The 26,030-nt window shown below is 67.6% G+C and carries 22 protein-coding genes; 9 read left to right on the top strand and 13 right to left on the bottom strand.

The window, feature by feature from the left end:
• Position 1 precedes the first annotated feature (1 nt).
• Genes ureC through AC3WQR_RS04290 form a run of 4 tightly spaced genes read right to left on the bottom strand, consistent with a single transcriptional unit; the run spans position 2 to position 2,965 of the window.
• Positions 2-1,720 carry an urease subunit alpha gene (gene ureC / locus AC3WQR_RS04305; protein WP_354342950.1) on the bottom strand — a complete coding sequence of 573 codons (1,719 nt, stop codon included), beginning with the start codon at positions 1,718-1,720 and terminating at the stop codon, positions 2-4.
• A 3-nt stretch (positions 1,721-1,723) separates the two neighbouring features.
• Positions 1,724-2,029: an urease subunit beta gene (locus AC3WQR_RS04300; protein ID WP_492741224.1), complete on the bottom strand. Its 306-nt coding sequence runs from the start codon at positions 2,027-2,029 to the stop codon at positions 1,724-1,726.
• Between the two features lie 7 nt (positions 2,030-2,036).
• The gene (locus AC3WQR_RS04295) at positions 2,037-2,633 is read right to left on the bottom strand and encodes a HupE/UreJ family protein (protein WP_492741223.1); all 597 of its coding nucleotides are present in this window, start codon (positions 2,631-2,633) and stop codon (positions 2,037-2,039) included.
• 29 nt (positions 2,634-2,662) lie between these two features.
• Positions 2,663-2,965, bottom strand: coding sequence for an urease subunit gamma (locus AC3WQR_RS04290; RefSeq protein ID WP_062474548.1), 303 nt, complete (start codon positions 2,963-2,965; stop codon positions 2,663-2,665).
• 102 nt (positions 2,966-3,067) lie between these two features.
• Here AC3WQR_RS04290 and AC3WQR_RS04285 point away from each other — a divergent pair, with 102 nt between their 5' ends.
• The 4 genes from AC3WQR_RS04285 to AC3WQR_RS04270 all read left to right on the top strand — a co-directional run bounded on the left by AC3WQR_RS04285 (position 3,068) and on the right by AC3WQR_RS04270 (position 9,839).
• The gene (locus tag AC3WQR_RS04285) at positions 3,068-6,694 is read left to right on the top strand and encodes a hybrid sensor histidine kinase/response regulator (RefSeq protein ID WP_492741264.1); all 3,627 of its coding nucleotides are present in this window, start codon (positions 3,068-3,070) and stop codon (positions 6,692-6,694) included.
• The gene (locus AC3WQR_RS04280; protein ID WP_492741222.1) at positions 6,691-7,722 is read left to right on the top strand and encodes a response regulator; all 1,032 of its coding nucleotides are present in this window, start codon (positions 6,691-6,693) and stop codon (positions 7,720-7,722) included. The genes AC3WQR_RS04285 and AC3WQR_RS04280 overlap by 4 nt, the downstream gene beginning before the upstream one ends.
• Before the next feature lie 84 nt (positions 7,723-7,806).
• Positions 7,807-8,499, top strand: a complete 693-nt coding sequence (locus AC3WQR_RS04275; protein WP_492734145.1) for a PA4824 family protein — start codon at positions 7,807-7,809, stop codon at positions 8,497-8,499.
• Between the two features lie 104 nt (positions 8,500-8,603).
• The gene (locus tag AC3WQR_RS04270) at positions 8,604-9,839 is read left to right on the top strand and encodes a pyridoxal-phosphate dependent enzyme (RefSeq protein WP_492734146.1); all 1,236 of its coding nucleotides are present in this window, start codon (positions 8,604-8,606) and stop codon (positions 9,837-9,839) included.
• Between the two features lie 21 nt (positions 9,840-9,860).
• Here AC3WQR_RS04270 and AC3WQR_RS04265 read toward each other — a convergent pair whose 3' ends face one another.
• A complete protein-coding gene (locus AC3WQR_RS04265; RefSeq protein ID WP_062474543.1) occupies positions 9,861-10,169 on the bottom strand; it encodes a DciA family protein in 309 nt (102 codons plus the stop codon).
• A 204-nt stretch (positions 10,170-10,373) separates the two neighbouring features.
• Between AC3WQR_RS04265 and secA the strand changes: the two genes are divergently transcribed.
• From secA to AC3WQR_RS04240, 5 genes are read left to right on the top strand one after another with little or no spacing between them, the layout of a single operon-like run.
• Positions 10,374-13,160 (top strand): preprotein translocase subunit SecA, encoded by a 2,787-nt coding sequence (secA, locus tag AC3WQR_RS04260; RefSeq protein WP_492734147.1) that lies wholly within the window; start codon positions 10,374-10,376, stop codon positions 13,158-13,160.
• Positions 13,161-13,195: 35 nt separating this feature from the next.
• Positions 13,196-14,425, top strand: coding sequence for a bifunctional glutamate N-acetyltransferase/amino-acid acetyltransferase ArgJ (gene argJ / locus AC3WQR_RS04255; RefSeq protein ID WP_447741594.1), 1,230 nt, complete (start codon positions 13,196-13,198; stop codon positions 14,423-14,425).
• The gene (locus AC3WQR_RS04250) at positions 14,422-15,297 is read left to right on the top strand and encodes an ATP-binding protein (protein ID WP_062474537.1); all 876 of its coding nucleotides are present in this window, start codon (positions 14,422-14,424) and stop codon (positions 15,295-15,297) included. The genes argJ and AC3WQR_RS04250 overlap by 4 nt, the downstream gene beginning before the upstream one ends.
• On the top strand, positions 15,294-15,752 hold the full coding sequence (locus AC3WQR_RS04245; protein ID WP_487847844.1) for an NUDIX domain-containing protein: 459 nt from the start codon (positions 15,294-15,296) through the stop codon (positions 15,750-15,752). Before AC3WQR_RS04250 ends, AC3WQR_RS04245 begins: the two co-directional genes overlap by 4 nt.
• A 37-nt stretch (positions 15,753-15,789) precedes the next feature.
• Positions 15,790-17,754, top strand: a complete 1,965-nt coding sequence (locus tag AC3WQR_RS04240; RefSeq protein ID WP_062474533.1) for an acyltransferase family protein — start codon at positions 15,790-15,792, stop codon at positions 17,752-17,754.
• Positions 17,755-17,793: 39 nt separating this feature from the next.
• On the opposite strand, the gene AC3WQR_RS04235 is transcribed toward AC3WQR_RS04240, so the two are convergent.
• From AC3WQR_RS04235 to pilB, 8 genes are all read right to left on the bottom strand, one after another.
• Positions 17,794-18,003 carry a DNA gyrase inhibitor YacG gene (locus AC3WQR_RS04235; RefSeq protein ID WP_062474531.1) on the bottom strand — a complete coding sequence of 70 codons (210 nt, stop codon included), beginning with the start codon at positions 18,001-18,003 and terminating at the stop codon, positions 17,794-17,796.
• Positions 18,004-18,011: 8 nt separating this feature from the next.
• Entirely contained in the window at positions 18,012-18,767 is a 756-nt protein-coding gene (gene zapD / locus AC3WQR_RS04230; RefSeq protein WP_070063618.1) for a cell division protein ZapD, read from the bottom strand.
• 36 nt (positions 18,768-18,803) lie between these two features.
• Positions 18,804-19,835 (bottom strand): alginate O-acetyltransferase AlgX-related protein, encoded by a 1,032-nt coding sequence (locus tag AC3WQR_RS04225; RefSeq protein ID WP_062474527.1) that lies wholly within the window; start codon positions 19,833-19,835, stop codon positions 18,804-18,806.
• A gap of 6 nt (positions 19,836-19,841) precedes the next feature.
• Positions 19,842-21,335 carry an MBOAT family O-acyltransferase gene (locus AC3WQR_RS04220; protein WP_492741221.1) on the bottom strand — a complete coding sequence of 498 codons (1,494 nt, stop codon included), beginning with the start codon at positions 21,333-21,335 and terminating at the stop codon, positions 19,842-19,844.
• Positions 21,336-21,411: 76 nt separating this feature from the next.
• Positions 21,412-22,023: a dephospho-CoA kinase gene (gene coaE, locus AC3WQR_RS04215; protein ID WP_492741220.1), complete on the bottom strand. Its 612-nt coding sequence runs from the start codon at positions 22,021-22,023 to the stop codon at positions 21,412-21,414.
• Positions 22,024-22,036: 13 nt separating this feature from the next.
• Positions 22,037-23,002 (bottom strand): prepilin peptidase, encoded by a 966-nt coding sequence (locus AC3WQR_RS04210; RefSeq protein ID WP_492741219.1) that lies wholly within the window; start codon positions 23,000-23,002, stop codon positions 22,037-22,039.
• The gene (locus AC3WQR_RS04205) at positions 23,002-24,231 is read right to left on the bottom strand and encodes a type II secretion system F family protein (RefSeq protein WP_492741218.1); all 1,230 of its coding nucleotides are present in this window, start codon (positions 24,229-24,231) and stop codon (positions 23,002-23,004) included. The genes AC3WQR_RS04210 and AC3WQR_RS04205 overlap by 1 nt, the downstream gene beginning before the upstream one ends.
• A 24-nt stretch (positions 24,232-24,255) precedes the next feature.
• Complete coding sequence (gene pilB / locus AC3WQR_RS04200) at positions 24,256-25,989, bottom strand: type IV-A pilus assembly ATPase PilB (RefSeq protein WP_159278183.1); 1,734 nt, start codon at positions 25,987-25,989, stop codon at positions 24,256-24,258.
• Between the last annotated feature and the right edge of the window lie 41 nt (positions 25,990-26,030).

Raw genomic sequence — 26,030 nt, 5'->3', positions numbered from 1 at the left:
TTCAGAACAGGAAGTAGCGCTGCGCCATTGGCAGCACCTTGGCCGGCTCGCAGGTCAGCAGCTGGCCGTCGGCGCGCACGGCGTAGGTCTGCGCGTCGATCTCCATCTTCGGCGTGTAGCCGTTGTGGATCAGGTCCTGCTTGCGCACGTTGCGGATGTTCTTCACTGCGCTCAGGTGCTTGCTCAGGCCGTAGCGCTCCTTGATGCCCGCGGCCAGCCCGGCCTGCGAAACGAAGGTCAGCGAACTCTTGGCCAGCGAGCCGCCGTAGGCGCCGAACATCGGCCGAAAGTGCACCGGCTGCGGCGTGGGGATCGACGCGCTGGGGTCGCCCATCGCGGCCATCGCGATGGTGCCGCCCTTGATGATGGTGAAGGGCTTCACGCCGAAGAAGGCCGGCTTCCAGACCACGAGGTCGGCCCACTTGCCGACTTCGATGGAGCCCACCTCGTGTGCGATGCCGTGCGCGAGGGCCGGGTTGATCGTGTACTTGGCCACGTAGCGCCGCGCGCGGAAGTTGTCGTTGCGCTCGCTGTCCTCGGGCAGCGTGCCACGCTGCTGCTTCATCTTGTGCGCGGTCTGCCAGGTGCGGATCACCACCTCGCCGACGCGGCCCATGGCCTGGCTGTCGGAGCTGAACATGCTGATCGCGCCCAGGTCGTGCAGCACGTCTTCGGCGGCGATGGTTTCCTTGCGGATGCGCGACTCGGCAAAGGCCAGGTCTTCGGCGATGCCGGCGTCCAGGTGGTGGCACACCATGAGCATGTCGACGTGCTCGTCGAGCGTGTTCACGGTGTAGGGCATCGTCGGGTTGGTCGACGAGGGCAGGAAGTTCGCCTCGCCCACCACGCGCAGGATGTCGGGCGCATGGCCGCCGCCCGCGCCCTCGGTGTGGAAGGCGCAGATGGCGCGCCCGCCCACGGCGGCGATGGTGTTCTCGACGAAGCCCGATTCGTTCAGCGTGTCGCTGTGGATCGCCACCTGCGTGTCGGTGGCGTCGGCCACGTCCAGGCAGTTGCTGATGGCCGCGGGCGTGGTGCCCCAGTCTTCATGCAGCTTCAGGCCCATGACGCCGGCCTCGATCTGCTCGTGCAGCGCATCGGGCAGGCTGGCATTGCCCTTGCCGAGAAAGCCCAGGTTCATCGGGAACGCGTCGGCTGCCTGCAGCATGCGTTCGATGTGCCACGGGCCGGGCGTGGCGGTGGTCGCGAAGGTGCCGGTGGCCGGGCCGGTGCCGCCGCCGAGCATGGTCGTCACGCCCGAGGCCAGCGCCTCCTCGATCTGCTGCGGGCAGATGAAGTGGATGTGGCTGTCGATGCCGCCCGCGGTGACGATGGTACCCTCGCAGCTGATGATCTCGGTGCCCGGGCCGATGACGATGTCCACGCCCGGCTGCACGTCGGGGTTGCCGGCCTTGCCGATGGCGGCGATGCGGCCGTCCTTCAGGCCGATGTCGGCCTTCACGATGCCCCAGTGGTCGAGGATGAGGGCGTTGGTCATCACCGTGTCGACGGCGCCCTGTGCGCGCGTGCGCTGCGACTGCGCCATGCCGTCGCGGATCGTCTTGCCGCCGCCGAACTTCACCTCTTCGCCGTAGCCGCCGGCGCGCAGCGTGTAGTCGGCTTCGACTTCGATCAGCAGGTCGGTGTCCGCAAGGCGGACCCGGTCGCCCACGGTGGGGCCGAAGATTTCTGCGTAGGCGCGTCGCCCGATGGTGGCCATGTTTTAGAGCTTTCCTTGAACCAGGCCGCGAAAGCCGTAGACGATGCGATCGCCCGAGAAGTCGACCAGCTCGGCCGTGCGTTGCTGGCCCGGCTCGAAGCGCACCGCGGCGCCCGAGGCGATGTTCAAGCGCATGCCGCGCGCGGCGGCGCGGTCGAAGTCGAGGGCGCCGTTGGTCTCGGCAAAGTGATAGTGCGAGCCGACCTGGATCGGCCGGTCGGCCGTGTTGCGCACCACCAGCGTGAGGGCGCGGCGGCCGGGGTTGAGCGTGTGCTCGCCGTCGTCGGTGAGGAGTTCGCCGGGCGTCATGGCCGCCTCAGACCGCCTGGGCCAGCAGCGTGGCGCCCAGGGCAACGACCGCAGCGCCGGCCACGCGGGGCAGCCAGGCGTTGGCATGGCGCAGCGCCCAGCCCAGCGCGATGCCGGCCGCGTGCAGCAGCAGCGTGGCGCTGACCATGCCGGCCAGCGTGAGGGCGGCGCCGTGCTCGCCCGCCAGTTCGTGGCCGTGCGCCACGCCGTGGAAGACGGCGAACAGGCCCACCACGGCCATGGCGACGCCGGCCGGCAGGTGCACGCGCGTGGCGACCAGCAGGCCCAGCACCAGCAGCGAGGCGGCGATCATCGGTTCCACCGCCGGCAGCTGCACGCCGGCCAGCCCGACCAGCGCGCCCGCGAGCAGCATGCCCGCGAAGGCCAGCGGCGCCCACAGCAGGTCGGGCCAGGCGCGGCGCGCGACCAGCGCGCTCCACAGGCCGACTGCGACCATCGCCGCGAGGTGGTCCGCGCCGGTGAGTGGGTGCATGAAGCCGGTGACGAAACCGTGGTGCACGCCACCGTCGACGCCCGTGTGGGCGCCGGCGGCCAGCGGCAGCAGGAGGGTGACGAGCAGGGCGGAAGTCTTTGCGAAGCGCATGGAGGGGTCTTTCTTCTTGTGGCGGAGGTTCAGACGATCGGCTGGTGGACGGTCACGAGCTTGGTGCCGTCGGGAAAACTGGCCTCGACCTGGATGTCGGGAATCATCTCGGCGATGCCGTCCATCACGTCGGCGCGGGTGAGCACGCTGCGGCCCTCGCTCATCAGCTCGGCGACGCTCTTGCCGTCGCGGGCGCCTTCCATCACGGCGGCGGTGATCAGCGCGACGGCCTCCGGGTAGTTGAGCTTGAGCCCGCGCGCCTTGCGGCGCTCGGCCAGCAGCGCCGCCGTGAAGATCAGCAGCTTGTCTTTTTCGCGCGGAGTCAGTTCCATGGCGGGGGTGGGGTCGGGTGGCGGTCGGTGATTATGGGCAAGGCTGTGGCTTTGCAACAGTCGTGCCCTGTTCGCCAAATGCCGTATCCGGTGGCATGAAAGCTGCACCGAAACGGTGTGAACCCCGCCGACGCACCCCTCCTGACTGACGACGCCCCTCAGCGCATCGTCAAGGTGCGGCGCGACTACAACAGCTGGGTCGCGAGCGAAACGCTGGAGGACTACGCGCTGCGCTACACGCCGCAGCGCTTTCGCAAATGGTCCGAATGGCGGGTGGCCAACACGGCCTTCGGGGCGGCCTCGTTCCTGGTGCTGGAGGCGGTCGGCGCCACGCTGCTGGTGCAGTACGGATTCGCCAACGCCTTCTGGGCGATCCTCGTCACGGGGCTCATCATCTTCCTGGCGGGGCTGCCGATCAGCGTGTACGCGGCGCGCTACGGCGTCGACATGGATTTGCTCACGCGTGGCGCGGGCTTCGGCTACATCGGCTCCACGCTCACCTCGCTGATCTACGCGAGCTTCACCTTCATCTTCTTCGCGCTGGAGGCGGCCGTGATGGCCTATGCGCTCGAGCTGGCGCTGGGCATTCCGCCGGTGTGGGGCTACCTGGTGTGTGCGCTGGTGGTGATTCCGCTGGTCACGCACGGGGTGTCGGTGATCAGCCGGCTGCAGCTGTGGACGCAGCCGCTGTGGCTCTTGATGCTGGTGGTGCCTTTTGTCTTCGTGCTCGTGCGCGATCCTGGTGCGTTCGCGGGCATCACGCACTACGGCGGGGCGAAGCCGGGCGCGCAAGGATTCAACCTGCACCTGTTCGGTGCTGCGCTGACGGTCGGCATCGCGCTCATCACGCAGATGGGCGAGCAGGCCGACTACCTGCGCTTCATGCCGGCGCGCACCGCGGGCACGGCGCGCCGCTGGTGGGCCGGCGTGCTGGCGGGCGGGCCGGGCTGGGTGGTGCTGGGCGTGGTCAAGATGCTGGGCGGCGCCGCGCTGGCCTACCTGGCGATCACGCACATGGTGCCGGTGGAGCGCGCGGTCGACCCGAACCAGATGTACCTGGCGGCCTACGAGTACGTGTTTCCGAACTACGGCTGGGCGGTGGCGGCGACGGCGCTGTTCGTGGTGGTCTCGCAGCTGAAGATCAACGTGACGAACGCCTATGCCGGTTCGCTGGCCTGGAGCAATTTCTTCTCGCGCGTGGCGCACAGCCACCCGGGGCGCGTGGTGTGGGTGGTGTTCAACGCGCTCATCGCCTTCATGCTGATGGAGATGAACGTGTTCGAGGCGCTGGGCGACGTGCTCGGCCTCTTCGCCAACATCGCCATCGCCTGGATGATGGCCGTGGTGGCCGACCTGGTCGTCAACAAGCCGCTGGGGCTGTCGCCGCCGGGCATCGAGTTCAAGCGCGCGCACCTGTGGGACATCAACCCGGTGGGCGTGGGCGCGATGGCGCTGGCGTCGGTGCTGTCGATCACGGCGCACCTCGGCGTGTTCGGGCCGCTGGCGCAGGCGTTCTCGGCGCTGATCGCACTGGGCACGGCGCTGGTCGCGTCGCCGCTGCTGGCGTGGGCCACGGGCGGCAGGTACTACCTGGCGCGCACGTCCGACGCGGGTGGCTCGGTGCTGTTTGCGCCGGCGGCGGGCGGGCGCAAGGTGCGCTGGGCACGGGTCGAGCCGTCGCCGGACGAAGGCGGCAGCTACCAGCGCCTGAAGGTGCAGCACTGCGTGATCTGCGAGCGCGAGTACGAAGGCCCCGACATGGCGCACTGCCCGGCCTACCAGGGCGCGATCTGCTCGCTGTGCTGCACGCTCGACGCGCGCTGCGGCGACCTGTGCAAGCCGCACGCGAGCCTGTCGGCGCAGTGGTCCGCCGTGCTGCGCTGGCTGCTGCCGCGCCGCAGCTGGCGCTACCTCGACACGGGGCTCGGGCACTTCCTGCTGCTGATGCTGGTCATCGTGCCGCTGCTGGCGGTGGTGTTCGGCGTGCTCTACCAGCAGGAGCTGCGGGCCCTGAGCGAGGGCGCGCTCGCGCTGGCGGCGCAGGTCGACGTGGCCGGGGCGCTGGTCGCCGTGCAACAGGCCTCGCTGCGCTCGGGCTTTCTCAAGGCCTACATGGCGCTGCTGGTCATCGCAGGCATCGTCGCGTGGTGGCTGGTGCTGGCGCACCAGAGCCGCAAGGTGGCGCAAGAGGAATCGAACCGCCAGACCCACCTGCTGATGCGCGAGATTGCGCTGCACCGCGAGACCGACCGCGCACTGCAGGACGCCAAGCAGAGCGCCGAAGAGGCCCGCGAGATCGCCGAGCACGCCAAGCTCGCGGCCGACCAGGCGCGGCGCGCGGCGGACCTCGCGAACCAGGCCAAGAGCCGCTACATCAGCGCCATCAGCCACGAGCTGCGCACGCCGCTCAACAGCATCCTGGGCTACGCGCAGCTCATGGGCGAGGACCACTCGGTGCCGCCGCACCGCCAGCAGGCCGTGGCCGTCATCAAGCGCGGCGGCGAGCACCTGCTGTCGCTCATCGAAGGCACGCTGGCCATCGCCCACATCGAGGCCGGCAAGCTCACGCTGGACGCGCGGCCGATGCGCTTTGCCGACGCGATGCGCGAGCTGGCCGACATGTTCGAGTTGCAGGCGGCCGAGAAGGGCCTGCGCTTTCGCTTCGAGGCGGCCGGTGCGCTGCCCGACGTGGTGCGCGCCGACGAGAAGCGCGTGAGCCAGATCCTCATCAACCTGCTGGGCAACGCGATCAAGTTCACGGCGGCGGGGCAGGTGGTGTTGCGCATCGCCTACGCACGCGAGTTCGCCGCCATCGAGATCGAGGACACCGGGCCGGGCATGACGGCGGCCGACATCGAGCGCATCTTCGAGCCCTTCGCGCGCGGCCACGCGGCGGTGTCGTCGGCACCGGGCGCGGGCCTGGGCCTGACCATCGCGAAGATGCTGACCGACCTGATGGGCGGCGAGATGAAGGTGCGCAGCACGCCGGGCGAGGGCTCGCTGTTCTGCGTGCGGCTGTTCCTGCCGCGCGTGCACGAGGCGGTCGCGGGCACTGCGCGCATTGCGCCGGCACCGCGCGCGCGGCGCGGCTACGAGGGCGCGCGCCGGCGCCTGCTGGTGGTCGACAACGAGGAGGCCGACCGCGAGCTGCTGGGCCATGTGCTCGCGCCGCTGGGCTTCGAACTGCGCAGCGCGGCCAGTGGGCACGACGCGCTGGACCTCATCGCCGCCGGCTACCGGCCCGACGCCATGTTCGTCGACCTCGCGATGCCCGGCATCGACGGCTGGGAGACCATCCGCCGCGCGCGCAAGCTGGGGCTGGCCGAGGCGTCGGTGGCCATCGTCTCGGCCAATGCCTTCGACAAGGGCCTGGACAACGACGTGGGCATTGCGCCCGGAGACTTCTTCGTCAAGCCCGTGCGCCACACCGAACTGCTCGACTGGCTGGAGCGCCGGCTCGTCCTGCAATGGACCGACACCGCCGCGCGGCCCGCGCCCGCCGCGGCCGCGCCGCGCGCGATGCAGCCGCCGTCGCTGGCGCGTCTGCGCGCGCTCGACGAGGCCGTGGGTCTGGGCTACTTCCGGGGCATCATGAACCAGCTCGACGACATCGACGCCGCGCAGCCCGAGTGCGCCGCGTGGACCGAAGCCCAGCGCGCGCTGGCCCGCCAGTTCCAGTTCGAAGCCATGGGCCGCGCGCTGGCCGAAGCCGCCGAGGGCGCCGCATGACCCTGTTGTCTCCACCGACCCTGCCCGCTTCACCGCTCGCCCGGACGCTGCGCGAGCAGCAGGGCGCCCACGGCGACCTGGTGCTGATCGTCGACGACGTGCCCGACAACCTCGCCGTGCTGCACGACGCGCTCGACGAATCGGGCTACACCGTGCTCATCGCCACCAACGGCGAGCAGGCGCTGCAGCGCGCCGCGCAGGCACGGCCCGACATCGTGCTGCTCGACGCGATGATGCCGGGCATCGACGGCTTCGAGGTGGCGCGCCGGCTCAAGGCCGACGCGGCCACCGCGCACATTCCCATCGTGTTCATGACGGGCCTCACTGAAACCGAGCACCTCGTGGCCGCGCTCGAGGCGGGCGGGGTCGACTACGTCACCAAGCCGATCAAGCCCAAGGAGGTGCTGGCGCGCATGAACGTGCACCTGCAGGGCGCCCGCCGCGCGCGGCAGGAGGCGCACCAGGCGGGGCAGGCACGCAATGCGCTCGACGCCTTCGGCTACGCGAGCATCACGGTGCGCCTGCCCGAGGGGCGGCTGATCTGGCAGACGGCGCTGGCGCGCGACCTGCTGGCGCGCTACTGCGAGACGCAGGCGCCCGAGACGCCGCCGGCCGTGCTCGGCTGGCTGCGCCAGCACGCGCCCGACGCCCGCGCGCGCGGCATCGAGCCGCCGGCCCTGGTCATCGCGCAGGGGGCCCGCAGCCTGAGCCTGCGGCTGCACCGCCAGACCGGCGAGGACGACGCCGGCGACGAGTGGATGATCGTCATGCGCGAGGTCTCCCACACCGCCGTGATCGAGGCCATGAGCCTGAGCCTGAAGCTCACGGCGCGCGAGGCCGAGGTGCTGTACTGGGTGGTCAAGGGCAAGACCAACAAGGACATCGGCGAGATCCTCGGCAGCAGCCCGGCCACCGCCAAGAAGCACCTGGAGCGCGTGTACGTGAAGCTGGGCGTGGAGACGCGCACCGCCGCGGCGGGCGTGGCGATCAAGCGCATCCGCGAGCTGCAGCCGCAGTTCGAACTCTGAAGGGCGGGGGATGGCGTTGCCGCGTCATGGCGCGGACTTTCCGGCTTCCTAGAATGAGGCAGGGCTCTCTGAGGGAAGCACGAGATGAAGAACAACAACAACCGCACCGCACGCCTGCTTCTTGCCGCAGTCGCGGCGTTGCCGGGCCTCGGCGCGCAGGCCGCCGGCCACTTCGATGTCGACGACGCCGGCACGCTCGACCCCGGCCAGTGCCAGTACGAAACCTGGTGGGGCCGCAGCGGCGCCGAGCCGGTCACGACGGGTTTCCATGTCGGGCCGGCCTGCCGGGTCGGGCCGGTCGAGCTGGGGTTGAACTTCGACCGGCTCTCGGCGCAGGGCGTGCATTCGGTCACGGGCGGACCGCAGCTCAAGTGGACCTTTGCCGGCGCGGCCGCCGACGCGCCTTTCAGCGCCGCCGTGTCGATGGGCGCGGTGGCCGACCTGCGGCGCGGCGGTCGCTGGGGCGGCCAGCTGGTGGTGCCGCTCACCTGGCGGCCCACGGCCAGCCTGCAGATTCACGCCAACCTGGGCGCCGACTGGGCGCTGGGCACTGGCGCGCGCACGCCGCGCGGCGGCCTGGCCGTGGAGTGGGCTCTGAACGACGCCGTGTCGCTGATCGCCGAGCGCAACCGGGCCGGAGGCCTGTGGACCTCGCGCGTGGGCGGCCGTTTCAGCCTGACGCCGCTGATCAGCGTCGACATCAGCACCTCGCGCACCGGGCCGCAGGGCGTGCGCGGCGTGGTGATCGGGCTGAACCACGAATTCAGCTGGAAATAAGTGAAGGAAAACTGAAATCCGCTGCAATGGGATGAACTCCCGTATCGTGGATTTTGTTGATTTTGAATAAGATTCGGTCACATTTATTAACGAGTCAACGATCCGTGACCCCATCGCCCGTTCTGGACTTCAAGTTCACCGCGCCGCCGGAGAGCCCCGCGCAGACCTTCCTGCCGGGCCGGCCGGCCGGGGTGCTCGGCCGCTCGTTCACGCCGCAGCGCAATCCGCGCCTGCAGGGGCTGCAGTGCCTGCGCTGCGACGCGCTGTACCCGGTCACGCTCGCCAACGACGGCTGCCCGGCCTGCCGGCAGGCCGGCTTCCACGTCGGGCTGCGCGCCAGCTACCGGCCCGGCGGCCCGGACGTGGTGCCGATGCCGTACGTGCAGGGCTTCTCGCTCGGCGAGGGCAACACGCCGCAGCACGACATGCCCGAGCTGGCGCGGCAGTTCGACATCGCGCGCCTGAGCATCAAGGACGAATCGCGCAACCCGACCGGCTCGCCGAAAGACCGGCTGACCGCGATGGGCGTGGCGCAGGCGCTGGACGCCGGGGCCCACACGCTGGTGCTCGCGTCGTCGGGCAACACGGCGGTGTCGGCGGCGCACTACGCGTGGGCCGCGGGGCTCGGTTGCGAGGTGGCCTCCTACGAGGCGATGCCCGCCACCTACGCCCGCCAGCTCGACGCGCTGGGCGCGCGGCGCTATGTGTTCGCCGACAACACCGGCCGCTGGGGCTTCGTGCGCGAGCGCTCGCAGTACCCGGGGTATTTCGCGCTGTCCAATTACCGCCTGCCCGCGCTGGGCAGTGCGCCCTTGGGCGTGGAGGGCTACAAGGCCATCGCCGAAGAGTGCCTGAAGGACGGCGGCCTGCCCGATCACGTCGTGGTGCCGACCGGGCGCGGCGACATGGCCTGGGGCATCTACGCCGGTTTTCGCGAGCTGCTGGCGGCGGGGCGCATCGCGCGCCTGCCGCGGATGTGGCTGGTCGAGCCCTTCCCGCGGCTGTCGCGCGTGCTCGGCGGCGGGGCGCTCAACGGCAGCTACCCTGGTCGCACGGCGCAGCTGTCGAGCGCGGGCGCGACGGTCACGTATCTGCAATGGCAGGCCGCCACGGCCAGCGGCGGCGGTGCCGTGGTGGTGGGCGACGACGAGGCCCGCGCGGCGCGGCGGCTGCTTACTGCGGCCGGCGTGAGTGCCGAACTGGCAGCAGCGGCGGGCCTGGGGGCCGTGCGGCAACTGCGCGAGGCCGAGACCATCGCAGCCGACGCGCATGTCGTGATGGTGCTGACCTCCGACGCGTCGAGCGACCCGAGCTGGCCCGACCGCGCCGTGACCGCCTGAGGCGGTGTGCCATCCCGGGGCTCAGCGCCCCGTGTGCACCTTGATGCGGATCGTCGCGACGTCCCAGCCCCGGTTCTTCAGCCGCGTGACCAGCATCGGCGACAGCTGGCGCAGCTTGGCGGCCGCGGCGCTGCCCTTGACCAGCAGGCACCACACGTCGCCCTCGGCCGGCCCCGGCTGGATGGCCGCGCGCATGGCCGGTGGAATCAACCCTTCGATCGCCTTCAGCCGCTCGGCCGTGTCCCGCGCGCGCGCCATCAGGCTCCCCAGGGTGGGGGCGCCTGCCGCAGCATCGTGCAGTGAAATGGCGGGGGGCAGTCGGCGATACATGGGTAATCCAGGGGTTAGAAACAAGACAGCTAAAATGCCCGGTTTGCCGACGCGTGCGTCGGCGTTTGTTCCGGAACGGGGCCATCCGACTTCGAGACTTGCGAAGCTTGCATTCGAAGAAGGTGCGCCCAACTGCTTTCACCATATCTTAGGGAATCCGGTCGCAGTGCCTGTCGTGTCAGGTGCCCGCCCCTCTCCACGCCCATGGCAACCAACTTCCTGACCCAGATCTTCGGCAGTCGCAACGACCGGCTCCTCAAGCAGTATCGCAAGACGGTGACGCGCATCAATGCGCTCGAACCCGAATTCGAAAAGCTCAGCGACGACGCGCTGCGCGCCAAGACGCAGGAATTCAAGGACCGCATCGCCAAGGGCGAGTCGCTCGACGACCTGTTGCCCGAAGCCTTCGCCACCGTGCGCGAAGGCTCCAAGCGCGTCATGAAGATGCGCCACTTCGACGTCCAGCTGCTCGGCGGCATGGCGCTGCACAACGGCAAGATCTCCGAAATGCGCACCGGCGAAGGCAAGACGCTGACCGCCACGCTGCCCGTGTACCTGAACGCGCTGTCCGGCAAGGGCGTGCACGTGGTCACGGTGAACGACTACTTGGCCAACCGCGACGCGACCTGGATGGGCCGCCTGTACAACTTCCTGGGCCTGTCGGTCGGCATCAACCTGCCGCAGATGCCACGCGAAGAGAAGCAGGCCGCCTACAGCAGCGACATCACGTACGGCACGAACAACGAGTACGGCTTCGACTACCTGCGCGACAACATGGTCTACGAGCCCGGCGACCGGGTGCAGCGCGGCCTGAACTTCGCGATCGTCGACGAGGTGGACTCCATCCTGATCGACGAGGCCCGCACGCCGCTGATCATCAGCGGCCAGGCCGAAGACCACACCGACCTGTACCTGGCGATCAACAAGGTGGTGCCGCTGCTCAAGAAGCAGGAAGGCGAAGCCGATCCGCGCACGGGCGAGGGCGTCACGGTGCCCGGCGACTTCACGGTCGACGAGAAAACCCACCAGGTGTTCCTGACCGAAGATGGCCACGAGAACGCCGAGCGCATCCTGGGCGAGCTCAAGCTGATTCCCGAAGGCGCGTCGCTGTACGACCCGGCCAACATCACGCTGATGCATCACCTGAATGCCGCGCTGCGTGCCCGCCACCTGTACCACCGCGACCAGCACTACGTGGTGCAGCAGGGCGAAGTGGTCATCGTCGACGAATTCACCGGCCGCCTCATGAGCGGTCGCCGCTGGAGCGACGGCCTGCACCAGGCCGTGGAAGCCAAGGAAGGCGTCGAGATCCAGGCCGAGAACCAGACGCTGGCCTCGATCACCTTCCAGAACTACTTCCGCCTGTACGGCAAGCTGGCCGGCATGACCGGCACGGCCGACACCGAGGCCTACGAGTTCCAGGAAATCTACGGTCTCGAGACCACGATCATTCCGCCCAACCGCATCAGCAAGCGCGACGACCAGCTCGACCGCGTCTACAAGACCACGCGCGAGAAGTACGAAGCAGCCATCCAGGACATCCGCGAGTGCTACGAGCGCGGCCAGCCGGTGCTGGTGGGCACCTCGTCCATCGAGAACTCGGAAATCATCGACGCCCTGCTCGAGAAGGCAGGCCTGCCGCACCAGGTGCTCAACGCCAAGCAGCACGCCCGCGAAGCCGACATCGTCGCGCAGGCCGGCCGCACGAAGATGATCACCATCGCGACCAACATGGCCGGCCGCGGTACCGACATCGTGCTGGGCGGCAACATCGAGAAGATGATCGAGGCGATCGAGGCCGACGAAGGCCGCGACGAAGCCACCAAGCAGGCCGACATCGCCCACGTGCGCGCCGAGTGGACCAAGGACCACGAGTTCGTGAAGTCGCTGGGCGGCCTGCGCATCATTGCCACCGAACGCCATGAGTCGCGCCGCATCGACAACCAGCTGCGCGGCCGTTCGGGCCGCCAGGGCGACCCGGGTTCCTCGCGCTTCTACCTGAGCCTGGACGATCCGCTCATGCGCATCTTCGCGGGCGACCGCGTGAAGGCGATCATGGACCGCCTGAAGATGCCCGACGGCGAAGCCATCGAGGCCGGCATCGTCACGCGCAGCATCGAGAGCGCGCAGCGCAAGGTCGAGGCGCGCAACTTCGACATCCGCAAGCAACTGCTCGAGTACGACGACGTGTCGAACGATCAGCGCAAGGTGATCTACCAGCAGCGCAACGACATCCTCGACGCGGCTGACCTCACGGCGCAGATCGCCGCGCTGCGCGAAGGCTGCTTCACCGACCTCGCTCGCCAGTACGTGCCGCGCGAATCGGTCGAAGAGCAATGGGACCTCGACAGCCTCGAGAAGAGCCTGTTCAGCGAGTGGGGCATCGACATGCCGCTCAAGCAGCAGGTCGAGGCCTCCGAAGCCATCTCCGACGAGGAAGTGGTCGAGAAGATCGTGGCCTACGCCAACGAGAGCTTCGACGCCAAGGTCGCACTCATCGGTCAGGAGAATTTCACCCAGTTCGAACGCATGGTGCTGCTGCAGAGCATCGACACCCACTGGCGCGAACACCTGGCCTCGCTCGACTACCTGCGCCAGGGCATCCACCTGCGCGGCTATGCGCAGAAGCAGCCCAAGCAGGAATACAAGCGCGAGGCCTTCGAGCTCTTCGGCCAGCTGCTCGACTCGGTCAAGAACGAAGTCACGCGCCAGCTCATGACGGTGCGCGTGCAGTCGGGTGAACAGCTCGAGCAGGCGGCCGAAGAGATGGAAAGCCGCGGCGAGAACGTCTCGAACATCACCTACACCGCGCCCACCGAGACCGGCGAGGTCGAGGTGCGCGTCGACGAAGAGAACCAGCGCCGCCTGGCGGCCGTCGGCACCGGCGCGCTGAGCGCCGAAGCCGCTGCCTTTGCGCGCGTCGGCCGCAACGACCCCTGCCCCTGCGGCAGCGGCAAGAAGTACAAGGCGTGCCACGGCAAGCTGAACTGAGCTGAAGTCCCGCACCTTTCATTGAGAGAAATCCCATGCCCGTGAACCTGTCCGCTCCCGATCCCGCCGCCTTGTTCGCGGTGCCCGGCGTCCGCATCGGCGTGGCCGAAGCCGGCGTGCGCAAGGCCAACCGCAAGGACCTGACCGTCGTGCTGATCGACGAAGGCTCGGCGGTCGGCGGCGTGTTCACGCAGAACCGCTTCTGCGCCGCCCCGGTGCAGGTCTGCCGTGACCACCTGAAGGCCAACTACGGCATCCGCGCGATGGTGATCAACACCGGCAACGCCAACGCCGGCACCGGCGAAGACGGCCTGATGCGCACGCGCTCGACCTGCATCGCGCTGGCGCGCCATCTGGAGTTGGCACCCGAGCAGATCCTGCCGTTCTCGACCGGCGTGATCATGGAGCCACTGCCCGTGGACCGCATCGAAGCCGGCCTGCCGGCCGCGCTGGCCGACGCGTCGGAAAACAACTGGGCCCGTGCCGCCGAAGGCATCATGACCACCGACACGATCCCCAAGGCGTTCAGCCGCCAGGTGAAGATCGGCGGCGCCACGGTCACCATCACCGGCATCAGCAAGGGCGCCGGCATGATCCGCCCGAACATGGCGACCATGCTCGGCTTCATGGCGACCGACGCGAAGATCGACCCCGCGCTGATCCAGCCGCTGGCCACGCAGCTGGCCGACGCTTCGTTCAACCGCGTGACCATCGACGGCGACACCTCGACCAACGACTCGTTCGTGGTCATCGCCACGCAGAAGGCCGCGCACGCCACCATCACCTCGCTCGACTCGGCCGATGGCCAGGCGCTCGTGGCCGCGATGCGCGACGTGGCCCGCCTGCTGGCGCAAGCCATCGTGCGCGACGGCGAAGGCGCGACCAAGTTCATCACCATCCAGGTCGACGGCGGCAAGGACGGGGCCGAGTGCCGCCAGGTGGCTTATGCCGTGGCGCATTCGCCGCTGGTCAAGACCGCTTTCTTCGCTAGCGACCCGAACCTGGGCCGCATCCTGGCGGCCGTCGGCTATGCCGGCATTGCCGACCTCGACCAGACCGGCATCGACCTGTTCCTGGACGACGTGCACGTGGCGGTGAAGGGCGGGCGCAACCCGTCGTACCGCGAGGAAGACGGCCAGCGCGTGATGAAGCAGAGCGAGATCACCGTGCGCATCGGCCTGGGCCGCGGCACCGCCAGCGACACCGTGTGGACCTGCGACTTCAGCCACGAGTACGTGACCATCAACGCCGATTACCGGTCATGAACGAGCAGTTCCAGAAGCTCATCGAACGCGCCGAACAGCTCATCGGCCGCATCGAATCGATCCTGCCCCAGCCACTGGCCGCGCCAACCGACTGGAGCGCCTCCATCGCGTGGCGCTACCGCCGTCGCAGCTCCGGCCATGGTGTGCTGGAGCCCGTGAAGCACGTGGCCACGATGGCGCTCGATTCGCTGAGGGAAATCGACGTCCAGAAGGAAAAGATCGAGCGCAACACGCGCCAGTTCGTCGAAGGCAAGCCGGCCAACAACGTGCTGCTGACCGGCGCGCGCGGCACGGGCAAGTCGTCGCTGATCCGCGCCTGTCTGCAGGCCTACGCGCCGCAGGGCCTGCGCCTGATCGAGGTCGACAAGGCCGAGCTCACCGACCTGCCCGACATCGTCGAGGTGGTGTCGCAGCGCCCCGAGAAGTTCATCGTCTTCAGCGACGACCTGAGCTTCGACGAGGGCGAGCCGGGCTACAAGGCGCTCAAGTCGATCCTCGACGGATCGATTGCCGCCTCGACGCCCAACGTGCTGATCTACGCCACCAGCAACCGGCGCCACCTGCTGCCCGAGTACATGAAGGACAACCTCACGTACAAGCACACGGACGACGGTGAGGTGCATCCGGGCGAGGTGATCGAAGAGAAGATCTCGCTGTCGGAGCGCTTCGGCCTCTGGGTGAGCTTCTATCCCTTCAGCCAGAACGAATACCTGACGATCGTGGGCCAGTGGCTCTCGTCGTTCGGTGTCGACGACGCGGCCATCGCGGCGGCGCGGCCCGAGGCGCTCGTGTGGGCGCTGGAGCGCGGCTCGCGCAGCGGCCGCGTGGCCTACCAGTTCGCGCGCGACTACGCAGGGCGGGCCGGCGCGTGAGCGAGGCTGTGACATCGGCGCGCAAGCACACCGAAGTGGCCGTCGGCGTGCTGATCCGTCTGGCCGACGAGGCGCTGCTGCTCACCACGCGCCCCGAAGGCAAGGCCTATGCGGGCTACTGGGAGTTCCCGGGCGGCAAGATCGAGGTCGGCGAAACGGTCGAGGAAGCCCTGCGCCGCGAGCTGCAGGAAGAGCTGGGCATCACCATCGGCGGCGCCGAGGTCTGGAAGGTCACGGAGCACGACTACCCGCATGCGCTGGTGCGCCTGCACTGGTGCAAGGTGACGGACTGGACCGGCGAGTTCGAAATGCGCGAAAGCCAGGCCATGGCCTGGCAGCAACTGCCGCTCGACGTGGCGCCGGTGCTGCCGGGCGCGCTGCCGGTGCTGCAGTGGCTGGTCGAGGAACGCGGCCTGCCCGCGTCGGCCGCCGAGGCGGTGTCGAGCGTCGCCTGACGACGCACGGCACGACCGTGGTCCAGAAGTAAGAGATATGCATCCCAAGTACCGTGCCGACATCGACGGCCTGCGCGCCGTGGCCGTGGCCTCGGTCGTCATCTTCCATGCGTTCCCGAAGCTGCTGCCTGGCGGCTTCATCGGCGTCGACATCTTCTTCGTGATCTCGGGCTTCCTGATCACGACGATCATCATGCAGAGCCACGCGGCCGGCGATTTCAGCTACCGCGACTTCTATGCACGGCGCATCCGCCGGATCTTCCCGGCACTGATGCTGATGCTGGCGGGCGTGCTGGCCTTCGGCTGGTACGTGCTGCTCAACAAGGAATTCGTCGAGCTGGGCAAGCAGGCGCTGGGCGGCGTGGGCTTCGTGGCCAACTTCGTCTTCTGGAGCGAGGCCGGCTACTTCGACACGGCCGCCGAGACCAAGCCGCTGCTGCACCTGTGGTCGCTGGGCATCGAGGAACAGTTCTACATTTTCTGGCCGCTGCTGCTCGGGCTGGCCTGGCGCCGGCGCTGGCCGATCGTGCGCGTGCTGTGGGTGCTGGCGGTGGTGTCGTTCCTCATCAACGTGACGACGATCCACCCGTTCCGCACGGCGGCCTTCTATTCGCCAGCTTCGCGCTTCTGGGAACTCATGGTGGGCGGCATCCTGGCCTGCATGCGGATGAAGCCGTCGGCGCCGAGCGTCTGGCGCAGCCATGTGCAGTCGGTGCTGGGCGTGGGCCTGATCGTGCTGGGCCTCGTGATGATCCGCAGCGACAAGGCCTTCCCCGGCTGGTGGGCGCTGCTGCCGACGCTGGGCGCGGTGAGCTGCATCGCGGCCGGCCCGACGGGCGTGCTGAACAAGTACTTCCTGTCGAACCGCGCGATGGTGTGGATCGGCCTGATCAGCTATCCGCTGTACCTGTGGCACTGGCCGCTGCTGGTGTATGCGCGGATCGTCAAGGGCGCGGAGCCGTCGGTGGGCACGCGCGTGACGATGGTGGTTGCGAGCGTGCTGCTGGCCTGGTTGACCTACCGCTTCATCGAGCGCTTCACGCGGGCCCGCCTCGGCGCAGGCATGCTGCGCACGCTCGTGGGCACCGGTGCGTTCGTGGCCGTGGCCGGCGTGGCGGTGCTCAACGGTTTGCCCGCCCGCCATAACAGCGAGCTGCTGCAGAAGGTGACCGATGCGACGGTGGACGGCGACTACTACGCCGGCTTTTCCTCCGAAAACTTCGGCCCCTACGCGGTGAATCGCATCGGCAACGGCGCCCGCAAGGTGCTGCTGATCGGCGACAGCCACGTCATCGAATACGGCCCCCGCGCCGCGGAGCTGGCACGCCTTGCGCCCGAGCGCATGGCTACCACCTACTTCTTCACCTACGGCGCGTGCCCGGCCATTCCGAACGTCTTCGCCGAGCAGAACCCCGGCTGCGGCCCGGCCCGCGACCAGTGGATGGCGATGGCGCGCGACCCGCAGATCGACACGGTGCTGATCGGCAGCTGCTGGAACTGCTACTTCACAGGCGATTTCCCGCTGGACTACGTGCTGCGCGCGAACGGCGCGTCGCTCTCCCTGACCCGCGGCGACCGCGCCGGCATCGAGCCCTCGCTGGTGGCGCTGCAGGCGTGGGTGACCGAGCTGGTCAAGCAGAAGAAAAAGGTCTATCTGCTGCTGGACAACGCGCTGGGCGACGACTTCGAACCTCGCCGCATGATCGAAGGCAGCCGCCTGCGCACGCTCTCGGTGGTGGGCAATTCGCCCACCGCGCCCGTGCTCGCCGACCAGGTGAAGCTCAACCAGCGGCTTCTGCAGATCGCGGCCGCCAGCGGCGCGGAGGCGATCGACGTGCTGGGCGCCCTGTGCAAGGACGGCCAGTGCCCGCGGACGATGCCTGACGGTGCGCCGGCCTACAAGGACCACGGCCATCTGCGGCCCGCGTTCACGCGGCAGTTCGCGACCTACCTGGACAAGGTGTTCCTGGAAGAGGGCGTGCAGCCCGCGGCAGCCAACTGACGGCCCCACAGCTCTGGGCTGCGGCGGCGTGCATGCAATCTATTGCTGCAGCTTGGGATCGCCGAAGGGCTCTTCGTCGGGCGGTGTCTCCGCCGGCATCCTGAATTCCTCGGTCGCCCAGGCGCCGAAGTCGATGCCCTTGCAGCGTGCGCTGCAGAACGGCCGGAACGGGTTGCGCTCCGCGTAAATGCTGTCGCCGCCGCAGGTCGGGCAGCGGACGATGCGTTCGTCTTCTTTCTTCTTGCTCACACCGGGCCTCACGCGCAGAGGGTCAGTTCGAAAGGGGTGTCTTCCGTGCTCGGGTGCAGGCGGTCGTCGGCTTCGTGCCGCATGAGCCGCACCGAGACCATGAGGCGGTTGCCGCTGATTTCCGGGACCAGGCCCAGCTTGGGATCGATGCGCAGCCGCAGCAGCTGGAAGCTGCGTCCCTGCGGCAGGTTCTGCTGGAACTGCCCGTGGGTGGCGATCACCTTGTAGGGCACGTCGGCGTCGCGCAGCAGCTTGAGCAGCAGGTAGATCGACGAGGCCAGCGGCGACAGCGTGTTCGACCAGCGCTCCAGGTCGGCGCGGCGGCTGGCCGGCGTGCGGTGCTGCCACGCGTAGTAGGCGGGCAGGTCGAACTCGCAGGTGCCGCCCGGAATGCCGGCGCGGCTGCGGATGCTCATGAGCCACTCGTTCTCGGTGAGTGCCTGTCCCGCCTTGCCGGCCACGCCGTTGAGTGCACTGAAGTTGCGTTCGAGCTGGTCGACCACCTGGTTCAGCACCGTCTCGGCGATGGCCGGATTGCCCCGGTAGCTGTTGAAGACGTTCTTGTGCTTGTCGAGGTCGCGCAGCACGTCGGCCTTGAGGTCGGCGCGCGCCGCCACGTCCATGATCTCGAAGATCGTGACCAAGGCGTAGTGGTGCGAAAGCGGCGATTCCGAGGGCACCAGTTCCCCGAGGCGACGGAACAGATGCTCCAGCCTTAGGTACGTGCGGATGCGCTCGTTGAAGGGGTACTCGTAGAGGATCACGCGTATTTGTCGGTTTCCTGTCGCGGAATCATAACTTCAGGGCGATTTGGAAGGGGGTGTGGGCATCACTTCACGCACCGCGGCCAGCATGCGCTCGCCGAGGGCGAGCTGTCCGTGCATGGACATGTGCGTGTCGTTCGAGAAGTAGAAGTCGCGGATCTGCGTGTGCTTTTCGCGGGTGAAGGCGTAAAGGTCGGGGCCCAGCTTCGCGTCGCGGAAGCCGCTTTCGAAGTCCTTCGAGAAATCGGGCTTGAGGTAGACCGTGGTCTTGTTGGGCACCACCATCCACAGGAGCGGGATGGTGCTGTGCGCAGCGGTGAAGTTCTTCATTCGCGCCAGCGTGTCGGAGGTCAACGGGCCATTGTCCTCGTCTTCCTGGAAGAAGGGCATCCGGTCGCACTGGCGATGCGAGAAGAATTTGCAACCGTCGGGGACTTTCCTTACCCAGGTGTCACGATCGAAATAGGTGTCTACCGGCGAGTTCTTGGCCTTCCACGTGTGGTAGTAGGTCACGACGCCGGTCATGTACTGCACTTCCCAGTTGGGCGCGAAGGCCGGCACGGTCTCGTCGGGCTCGATGAGGGGCTCGGCCTTGGCGCTGTAGGGGAAGATGGTCTTGCCGTCCTTGCAGCGCTCGCTGTAGCGCATGCGCATGTCCAGCAGGCGCTCCACGCTTTCGATGATCACCAGCTTGCCCTTGAAGCCGGAGTCGTGGACCCACTGGCTGAAGTCGCCGCACAGCGATTCGCCGTACTGGCCCCAGTACGAGGTCGAGACCCGGTAGCCGGCCTTGGCGAGCACGGACTGCCAGCGGTGCGTCATGGAGAAGCTGTCGCCCACGACCATCACGTCCGCCTGTTCGATGGGCGTGCTGGCCAGGTAGACCGGGTCGACCTTGGGCGGCGGATCGCGCCAGCCGAACTCGCGTTCGGACAGGCGTCCGATGCGCGTGAGGTCGCCGTAGGGCACCGGGCTGGTGAGCGAAATGATCCACAGGGCCATCAGGACGAAGTAGCCGAAGAGGAAGAACCGCAGCCAGACTTTCGCGGGCGTCGTGGTCGTCGTCATGTCGAATCAGAATTGGAAATAGAGGAAGGGGCTGTAGCCGCCCAGCTTCGAAACGCACCACGCGAACAGTGCGAAGGTACCGATGGCGAGCACCACGGTCGACAGGCGGGCCATCACCGGGCGGCCTGCCATCGACTTCGGATGGGGAATCCAGCGCTCCAGGGTGATGGTCGGCGGCAGCGTCAGGCAGATGACGATCGCCACCAGCATGAGCTGGAAGAACTCCGGCTTGCGGAACGGCACCTTGCCGAACTCGCTGAACGCCGAGACCGGCGCGCCGTGCAGGCCCAGCATGCCCTTGTAGATGGACATGGCCGTGTTCATGCCGTCGGCGCGGAAGACGATCCAGGCCACCACCACACACAGGAAGGTCAGCAGCCAGCCCAGCACGCGCGCGATGCGCCCCGGGGTGGCGTTGCGACGGACCTTGGCGTTCCAGAGGTGATTGACCATCAGGAACGCGCCGTGCATCGCGCCCCAGACCACGAAGGTCCAGGCCGCGCCGTGCCACAGGCCGCCCAGCAGCATCGTGAGGAACAGGTTCAGGTAGCGCCGCGCCGGGCCCTTGCGGTTGCCGCCCAGCGGCACGTAGAGGTAATCGCGCAGGAAGGTGGACAGCGAGATGTGCCAGCGACGCCAGAACTCGATGATGTTGGTCGACTTGTAGGGCGAGCGGAAGTTCAGCGGCAGCTGCACGCCCAGGCACATCGAGAGGCCGACGGCCATGTCCGAGTAGCCCGAGAAGTCGAAATAGATCTGCAGCGTGTAGGCCAGTGCACCGAACCACGCGGTGTACAGCGTGGGCTCGATGCCCTTGTGAACGCCGTTGAACATCAGGTCGGCGTACTGCCCCATGGGGTCGGCGATCAGCAGTTTCTTGGCGAGGCCGAAGACGAAGATCGTCAGGCCGATGGCGACCTTGTTCGGGTCCATCCGGTAGGTCGCGGGGCTCGCGAACTGCGGCATCATCTGCGCGTGGTGCAGCACCGGGCCCGCGATCAGGTGCGGGAAGTAGGTGACGAACAGCACGTAGTGGATGAAGCTGCGCTCGTGCACCTTGCCCTGCCAGCAGTCGACCAGGAAGGCGATCTGCGTGAAGGTGTAGAACGAGATGCCGATCGGCAGCACGATGTGCACCAGATCGATCGGCGTGAGACCCGCGGCGACCAGCCCCGCATCGACGTTTTCCAGGAAGAAGTTGGCGTACTTGAAGACGGCCAGCACGCCCAGGTTGATCACCAGCGCGGCGATCAACAGCGTCTTGCGCTTGCGGTCGTTGCGCCCCGGCGCGGGCGTCAGCTGCAGGCCGAACCAGTAGTTGACGCAGATGGAACCCAGCAGCAGCGGCAGGGCCTGCACGCTCCACCAACCGTAGAAGAACAGCGAGGCCAGTCCGAGGAAGCCGGCGGCGGCGCGGGCGTTGCGCTTGCCGATCAGGAAGAACCCGATCAGGACCAGCGGGAAATAGACAAAAATGAAGGGATACGAGTTGAAAAGCATCTCGGGGAGGGCACTGCAGGGGCGAGCGCCTTTTTGTCGTAATCGTTATAGAGCCGCCGGGGCGGCTGGTCTCGGATTATCGCGTGGTGGCCGCAGCCCACAGCTTCCAGAGACCCCGCACCTCGGTGCCCAGTTCCGCGAGCGTCAACGACTCGTTGTAAATCACGGCGTCGGCGGCGGCCCGGCGCGCCTTGCGCGGCGCCTGTTGGGCGATCACGGCGCGCACGGCCTCGGGCGTCCATCCCGAGCGGGCCATCACACGCTGCAGCTGCGTGTCTTCGCGGGCATCGACCACCAGCACGCGGTCCACGAGGGCGCGCCAGCGGCCGGATTCGACCAGCAGCGGGACGTCGAACACGACGACCGCATCGTCGCCCGCTGCGGCGGCCTGGCGTTGCGTCTCGGTGCCGATCAGCGGATGCAGGATCGCTTCGAGGCGGGCCTTGGCGCCCGCGTCGGCGAACACCAGCTGGCGCATGGCGGCCCGGTCGAGGCCGCCGTCGGGCGCGATGACCGAGGCGCCGAATGCGGCCTCGATGGCGGGCATCGCGATGCCGCCGGCCTGCGCGATGCGGCGCGCGATGGCGTCGGTGTCGACCAGCACCGCACCTTCGGCCTCCAGCAGCGATGCGACCGTGCTCTTGCCGCTGCCGATGCCGCCGGTCAGGCCGATGCGCTTCACCGCCATGCCGCTGTCGTTCTCAAAGGGCCAGGGCCCCGAAAGGGAAGGCGAAGGGAATCCACTGCTTGACGACGGCGGGACCGGCCACGAGGCAGATCAGGCCGGCGCCGGCCAGGAAGGGGCCGAAGGCGATGGGAATGTCCTTGTGGGCCAGCTTGCCGGCGAAGCGCAGCGTGAGGCCGATCACGGCGCCCACCACCGACGAGACGAGGATGATCGCAATGAGGTAGTCGGCGCCGAGCCAGGCGCCCAGAGCAGCGAGCAGTTTGAAGTCCCCATGTCCCATGCCTTCCTTGCCTGTGGCCAGGCGGTAGGCATGGTACACAAGCCACAGGCTCAGGTAGCCGAACACGGCACCCCAGACCGCAGCGTTCAGGCTGATGCCGGTCCAGCCCATGGCGGCACCGACCAGGCCGAGCCAGAGCAGCGGGTAGTTCAGGGCGTCGGGCAGGAACTGGGTGTCGAAGTCGATCAGGAACTGGCAGATCAGCAGGGCGCCGAAGGCCGCCCAGAGCGCGCCCGTAGGAGTGATGCCGAAGCGGTGTGCGCACAGGGCGAACAGCGCGCCCGTGATCAATTCGACGAGCGGGTAGCGGGGACTGATCGAGGTCTTGCAGTTGGCGCACCGGCCACGCAGCACGAGGTAGCTGAGCACGGGGATGTTCTGGTACCAGCGGATCTTGTGGCCGCACGTGCCGCAGCGCGAGGCGGGGCGCGTGAGATCGAAAGGCGGGAGCTTCTCGAGCGCTTCGGCGGCCTTGTCGGCGGCCGCCTCGAGCCCTGCGGGCGGCACGGCCTTCGGACCGAAGACCAGTGACCAGAGCGAAGGCATGTCCTTCGACGACATGAGGTTGGCGACCGCATCGCCCAGCCAGCCCCGGTACATCATGACCGGGGTGCGGTAGATCACCACGTTGAGGAAGCTGCCGATCAATAGCCCCAGCACACCGGCCAATGCGGTGTCGAACCCTTGCGACACCAGCATCAGACGACCTGGCCGAGCTTGAAGATGGGCAGGTACATCGACACCACGATGCCGCCGATGATGACGCCCAGGAACACGATGATGATGGGCTCCATCAGGCTGGAGAGGCCGGCGACCATGTCGTCGACTTCGGACTCGTAGAAGTCGGCGGCCTTGCCGAGCATGTGGTCGATCGAGCCCGACTCCTCGCCGATGGCAGTCATCTGGATCACCATCGACGGGAACAGGTTGACGTTGGTCATGGCCGTCGTGAGGCTGGTGCCGGTCGAGACCTCCTGCTGGATCTTGGCGGTGGCATCGCCGTAGACCGAGTTGCCCGATGCGCCGCCCACCGAGTCGAGCGCCTCCACCAGCGGCACGCCGGCCGCGAACATGGTGGCGAGCGTGCGGGTCCAGCGGGCTATGCAGGATTTTTCGATCAACGTGCCGAAGATGGGGAGGCGCAGCAACAGGCGGTCCATGACCTTCTGGACACGCTCATTGCGCTTCCAAGCTTGTAGGAAGAAATAAATGCCACCGCCTAGCACGCCGAAGATCAACCACCAGTAGGAAACGAAGAACTCGCTGATTCCCATCACGATCAGCGTCGGCGCGGGCAGGTCGGCACCGAAGGAGGTGAACACCTCCTTGAACGCGGGGATCACGAAGATCATGATGATCGCCACCACGATGAAGGCCACGACGACCACCGAGGTCGGGTACATCAATGCCGACTTGATCTTCGACTTGATCGCCTCGGTCTTCTCCATGTAGGTTGCGAGACGGTCCAGCAACTCTTCCAGGATACCGGCCGCCTCGCCGGCCTCCACCAGGTTGCAGTAGAGGTTGTCGAAGTACTTCGGGAACTTGCGGAAAGCGGCCGACAGCGAGGTGCCGGTCTCGACATCGCTGCGGATGTCGTTCAGCAGCTTGGCGACACTCGCGTTCGCGTTGCCGCGGCCCACGATGTCGAAGGACTGCAGCAGCGGCACGCCCGCCTTCATCATGGTCGCGAGCTGGCGTGTGAAGATCGCGATGTCCTTGGGCTTGATCGCCTTGCCCGAGCGCATGCGGCGCTTCTTGATCTTGGAGGCCAGTACGCCCTGGCGACGCAAGGCCGCCTGCACCTGGTTCTCCCCGGCAGCGCGAAGTTCGCCGCGCACCAGCTTGCCGTTGCGGTCTTTGCCTTCCCATTCGAAGACGAATTCCTTGTGCGTGACCTGGGAGCGGGAGGATGCCACTGTTGCCATTCGATCTCCGGTTCAGTGTGTTCGTTATAGGTTGGTGCAGGCGACGACTTCTTCGAGCGAAGTGAGGCCCTGCATGACTTTTCGAAGGCCGGACTGGCGCAGCGAGCGCACGCCTTCGGCTTCGGATTGGTTCGCGATGTCCAGTGCGCTGCCATCGCGCAGGATGATTTCCTGGATGGCTTCCGAGATCGGCATCACCTGGTAGATGCCGACCCGGCCTTTGTAGCCGCCGCTGCAGGCGGCGCAGCCGACCGGGCGGTAGGGCTTCCAGGTGCCGTTGATGTCTTCCTCGTTGAAGCCGGCTTCGAGCAGGGCTTCGCGTGGGATGTCGATCGGCGCGCGGCACAGCATGCACAGCCGGCGCGCGAGGCGTTGCGCGGTGATCAGGATCACGCTCGATGCGATGTTGAAGGGCGCGATCCCCATGTTGCGCATGCGCGTGAGCGTGGTCGGGGCGTCGTTGGTGTGCAGCGTCGACAGCACCAGGTGGCCGGTCTGCGCGGCCTTGATCGAGATGTCTGCGGTTTCGAGGTCGCGGATTTCGCCGACCATGATGATGTCGGGATCCTGTCGCAGGAAGGCGCGCAGCGCCGCCGCGAAGGTGAGGCCGGCCTTCTCGTTGACGTTGACCTGGTTGACGCCGGGCAGGTTGATTTCCGACGGGTCTTCTGCCGTCGCGATGTTGACGCCCGGCTGGTTGAGCAGGTTCAGGCAGGTGTATAGCGACACGGTCTTGCCCGAGCCCGTGGGGCCGGTCACCAGCACCATGCCATAGGGGCGGCCGATGGCGTGGAGGAGCCGTTCCTTTTCGTCGGCGTCGTAGCCCAGGGCGTCGATGCCCATGCGCGCGCTGCTCGGGTCCAGGATACGCACGACGATCTTCTCGCCGAACAGCGTGGGCAGCGTGCTCACGCGGAAGTCGATCACGCGATCGGGGCCGATCTTGAGCTTCATGCGGCCGTCCTGCGGCACGCGCTTCTCCGAGATGTCGAGCCGCGAAATGACCTTGATGCGCGAGGCCAGCTTGTCCTTGATGACCGTGGGTGGGCTGGCGATTTCTCGCAGCTCGCCGTCGACTCGAAAGCGCACCCGGTAGTGGTGTTCGTAGGGCTCGAAGTGGATGTCCGAGGCCCGCATGCTCACGGCGTCGAGCAGCATCTTGTGCAGGAAGCGCACCACGGGTGCGTCTTCGACTTCGGCAATGGCCTGCTCGTTGGCATCGCCCGAGGTGTCGGCCGTGACGTCGTCGAACTCGAACTCGGTGCCGACGATGCTGTTGATGGTTTCAGCCGCGCTCGCAGCGGCGGCTTCGATCATGCGCGAGAGCTTGTCGTACTCGGCGATGACCCAGTCCACGCCCATCTGCGACGCGAACTTGATTTTTTCCGCGGCCTGCTGGTCCGACGGGTCGGCCGTCGCGACGATCAGGCGGTTGTTGCGCTTGCTGAGAACGACGATGCGGTACGCATGGCAGAGCTTCGGATCGAGCAGGTCCTTGGGCAGGCGCTGGTGATCGATGGCATCGAGGTCGAGCAGCGGGGCTCCGAAGGCGCTCGACAGGGTGTGGGCGAGGTCCGCAGCCGAAACGGCGCCGGTGCCGGTCAGTTCGGCGATGAAGCTGGTGCGGCCGCTCAGCGACTTCTGATAGATGTCTTCGGCTGTCTTCGCCGCGAGCTTGCCGGCCGACACGAGGGCGCGCGCCAGGCCGGGAAGGGCTATCTGCGTAGTTTCTTTAACGGGAATTTCGGCAGCGGCCATTCAGCGAATGCAAAAGATGTGAAAAAGTGCTTCACGATCAT

Source organism: Variovorax sp. FW305-3-2-15-B-LB1, from assembly GCF_058787635.1.
Note: the sequence above shows the minus strand (reverse complement) of the source record. Positions and strands in the feature narration are given on the sequence as shown.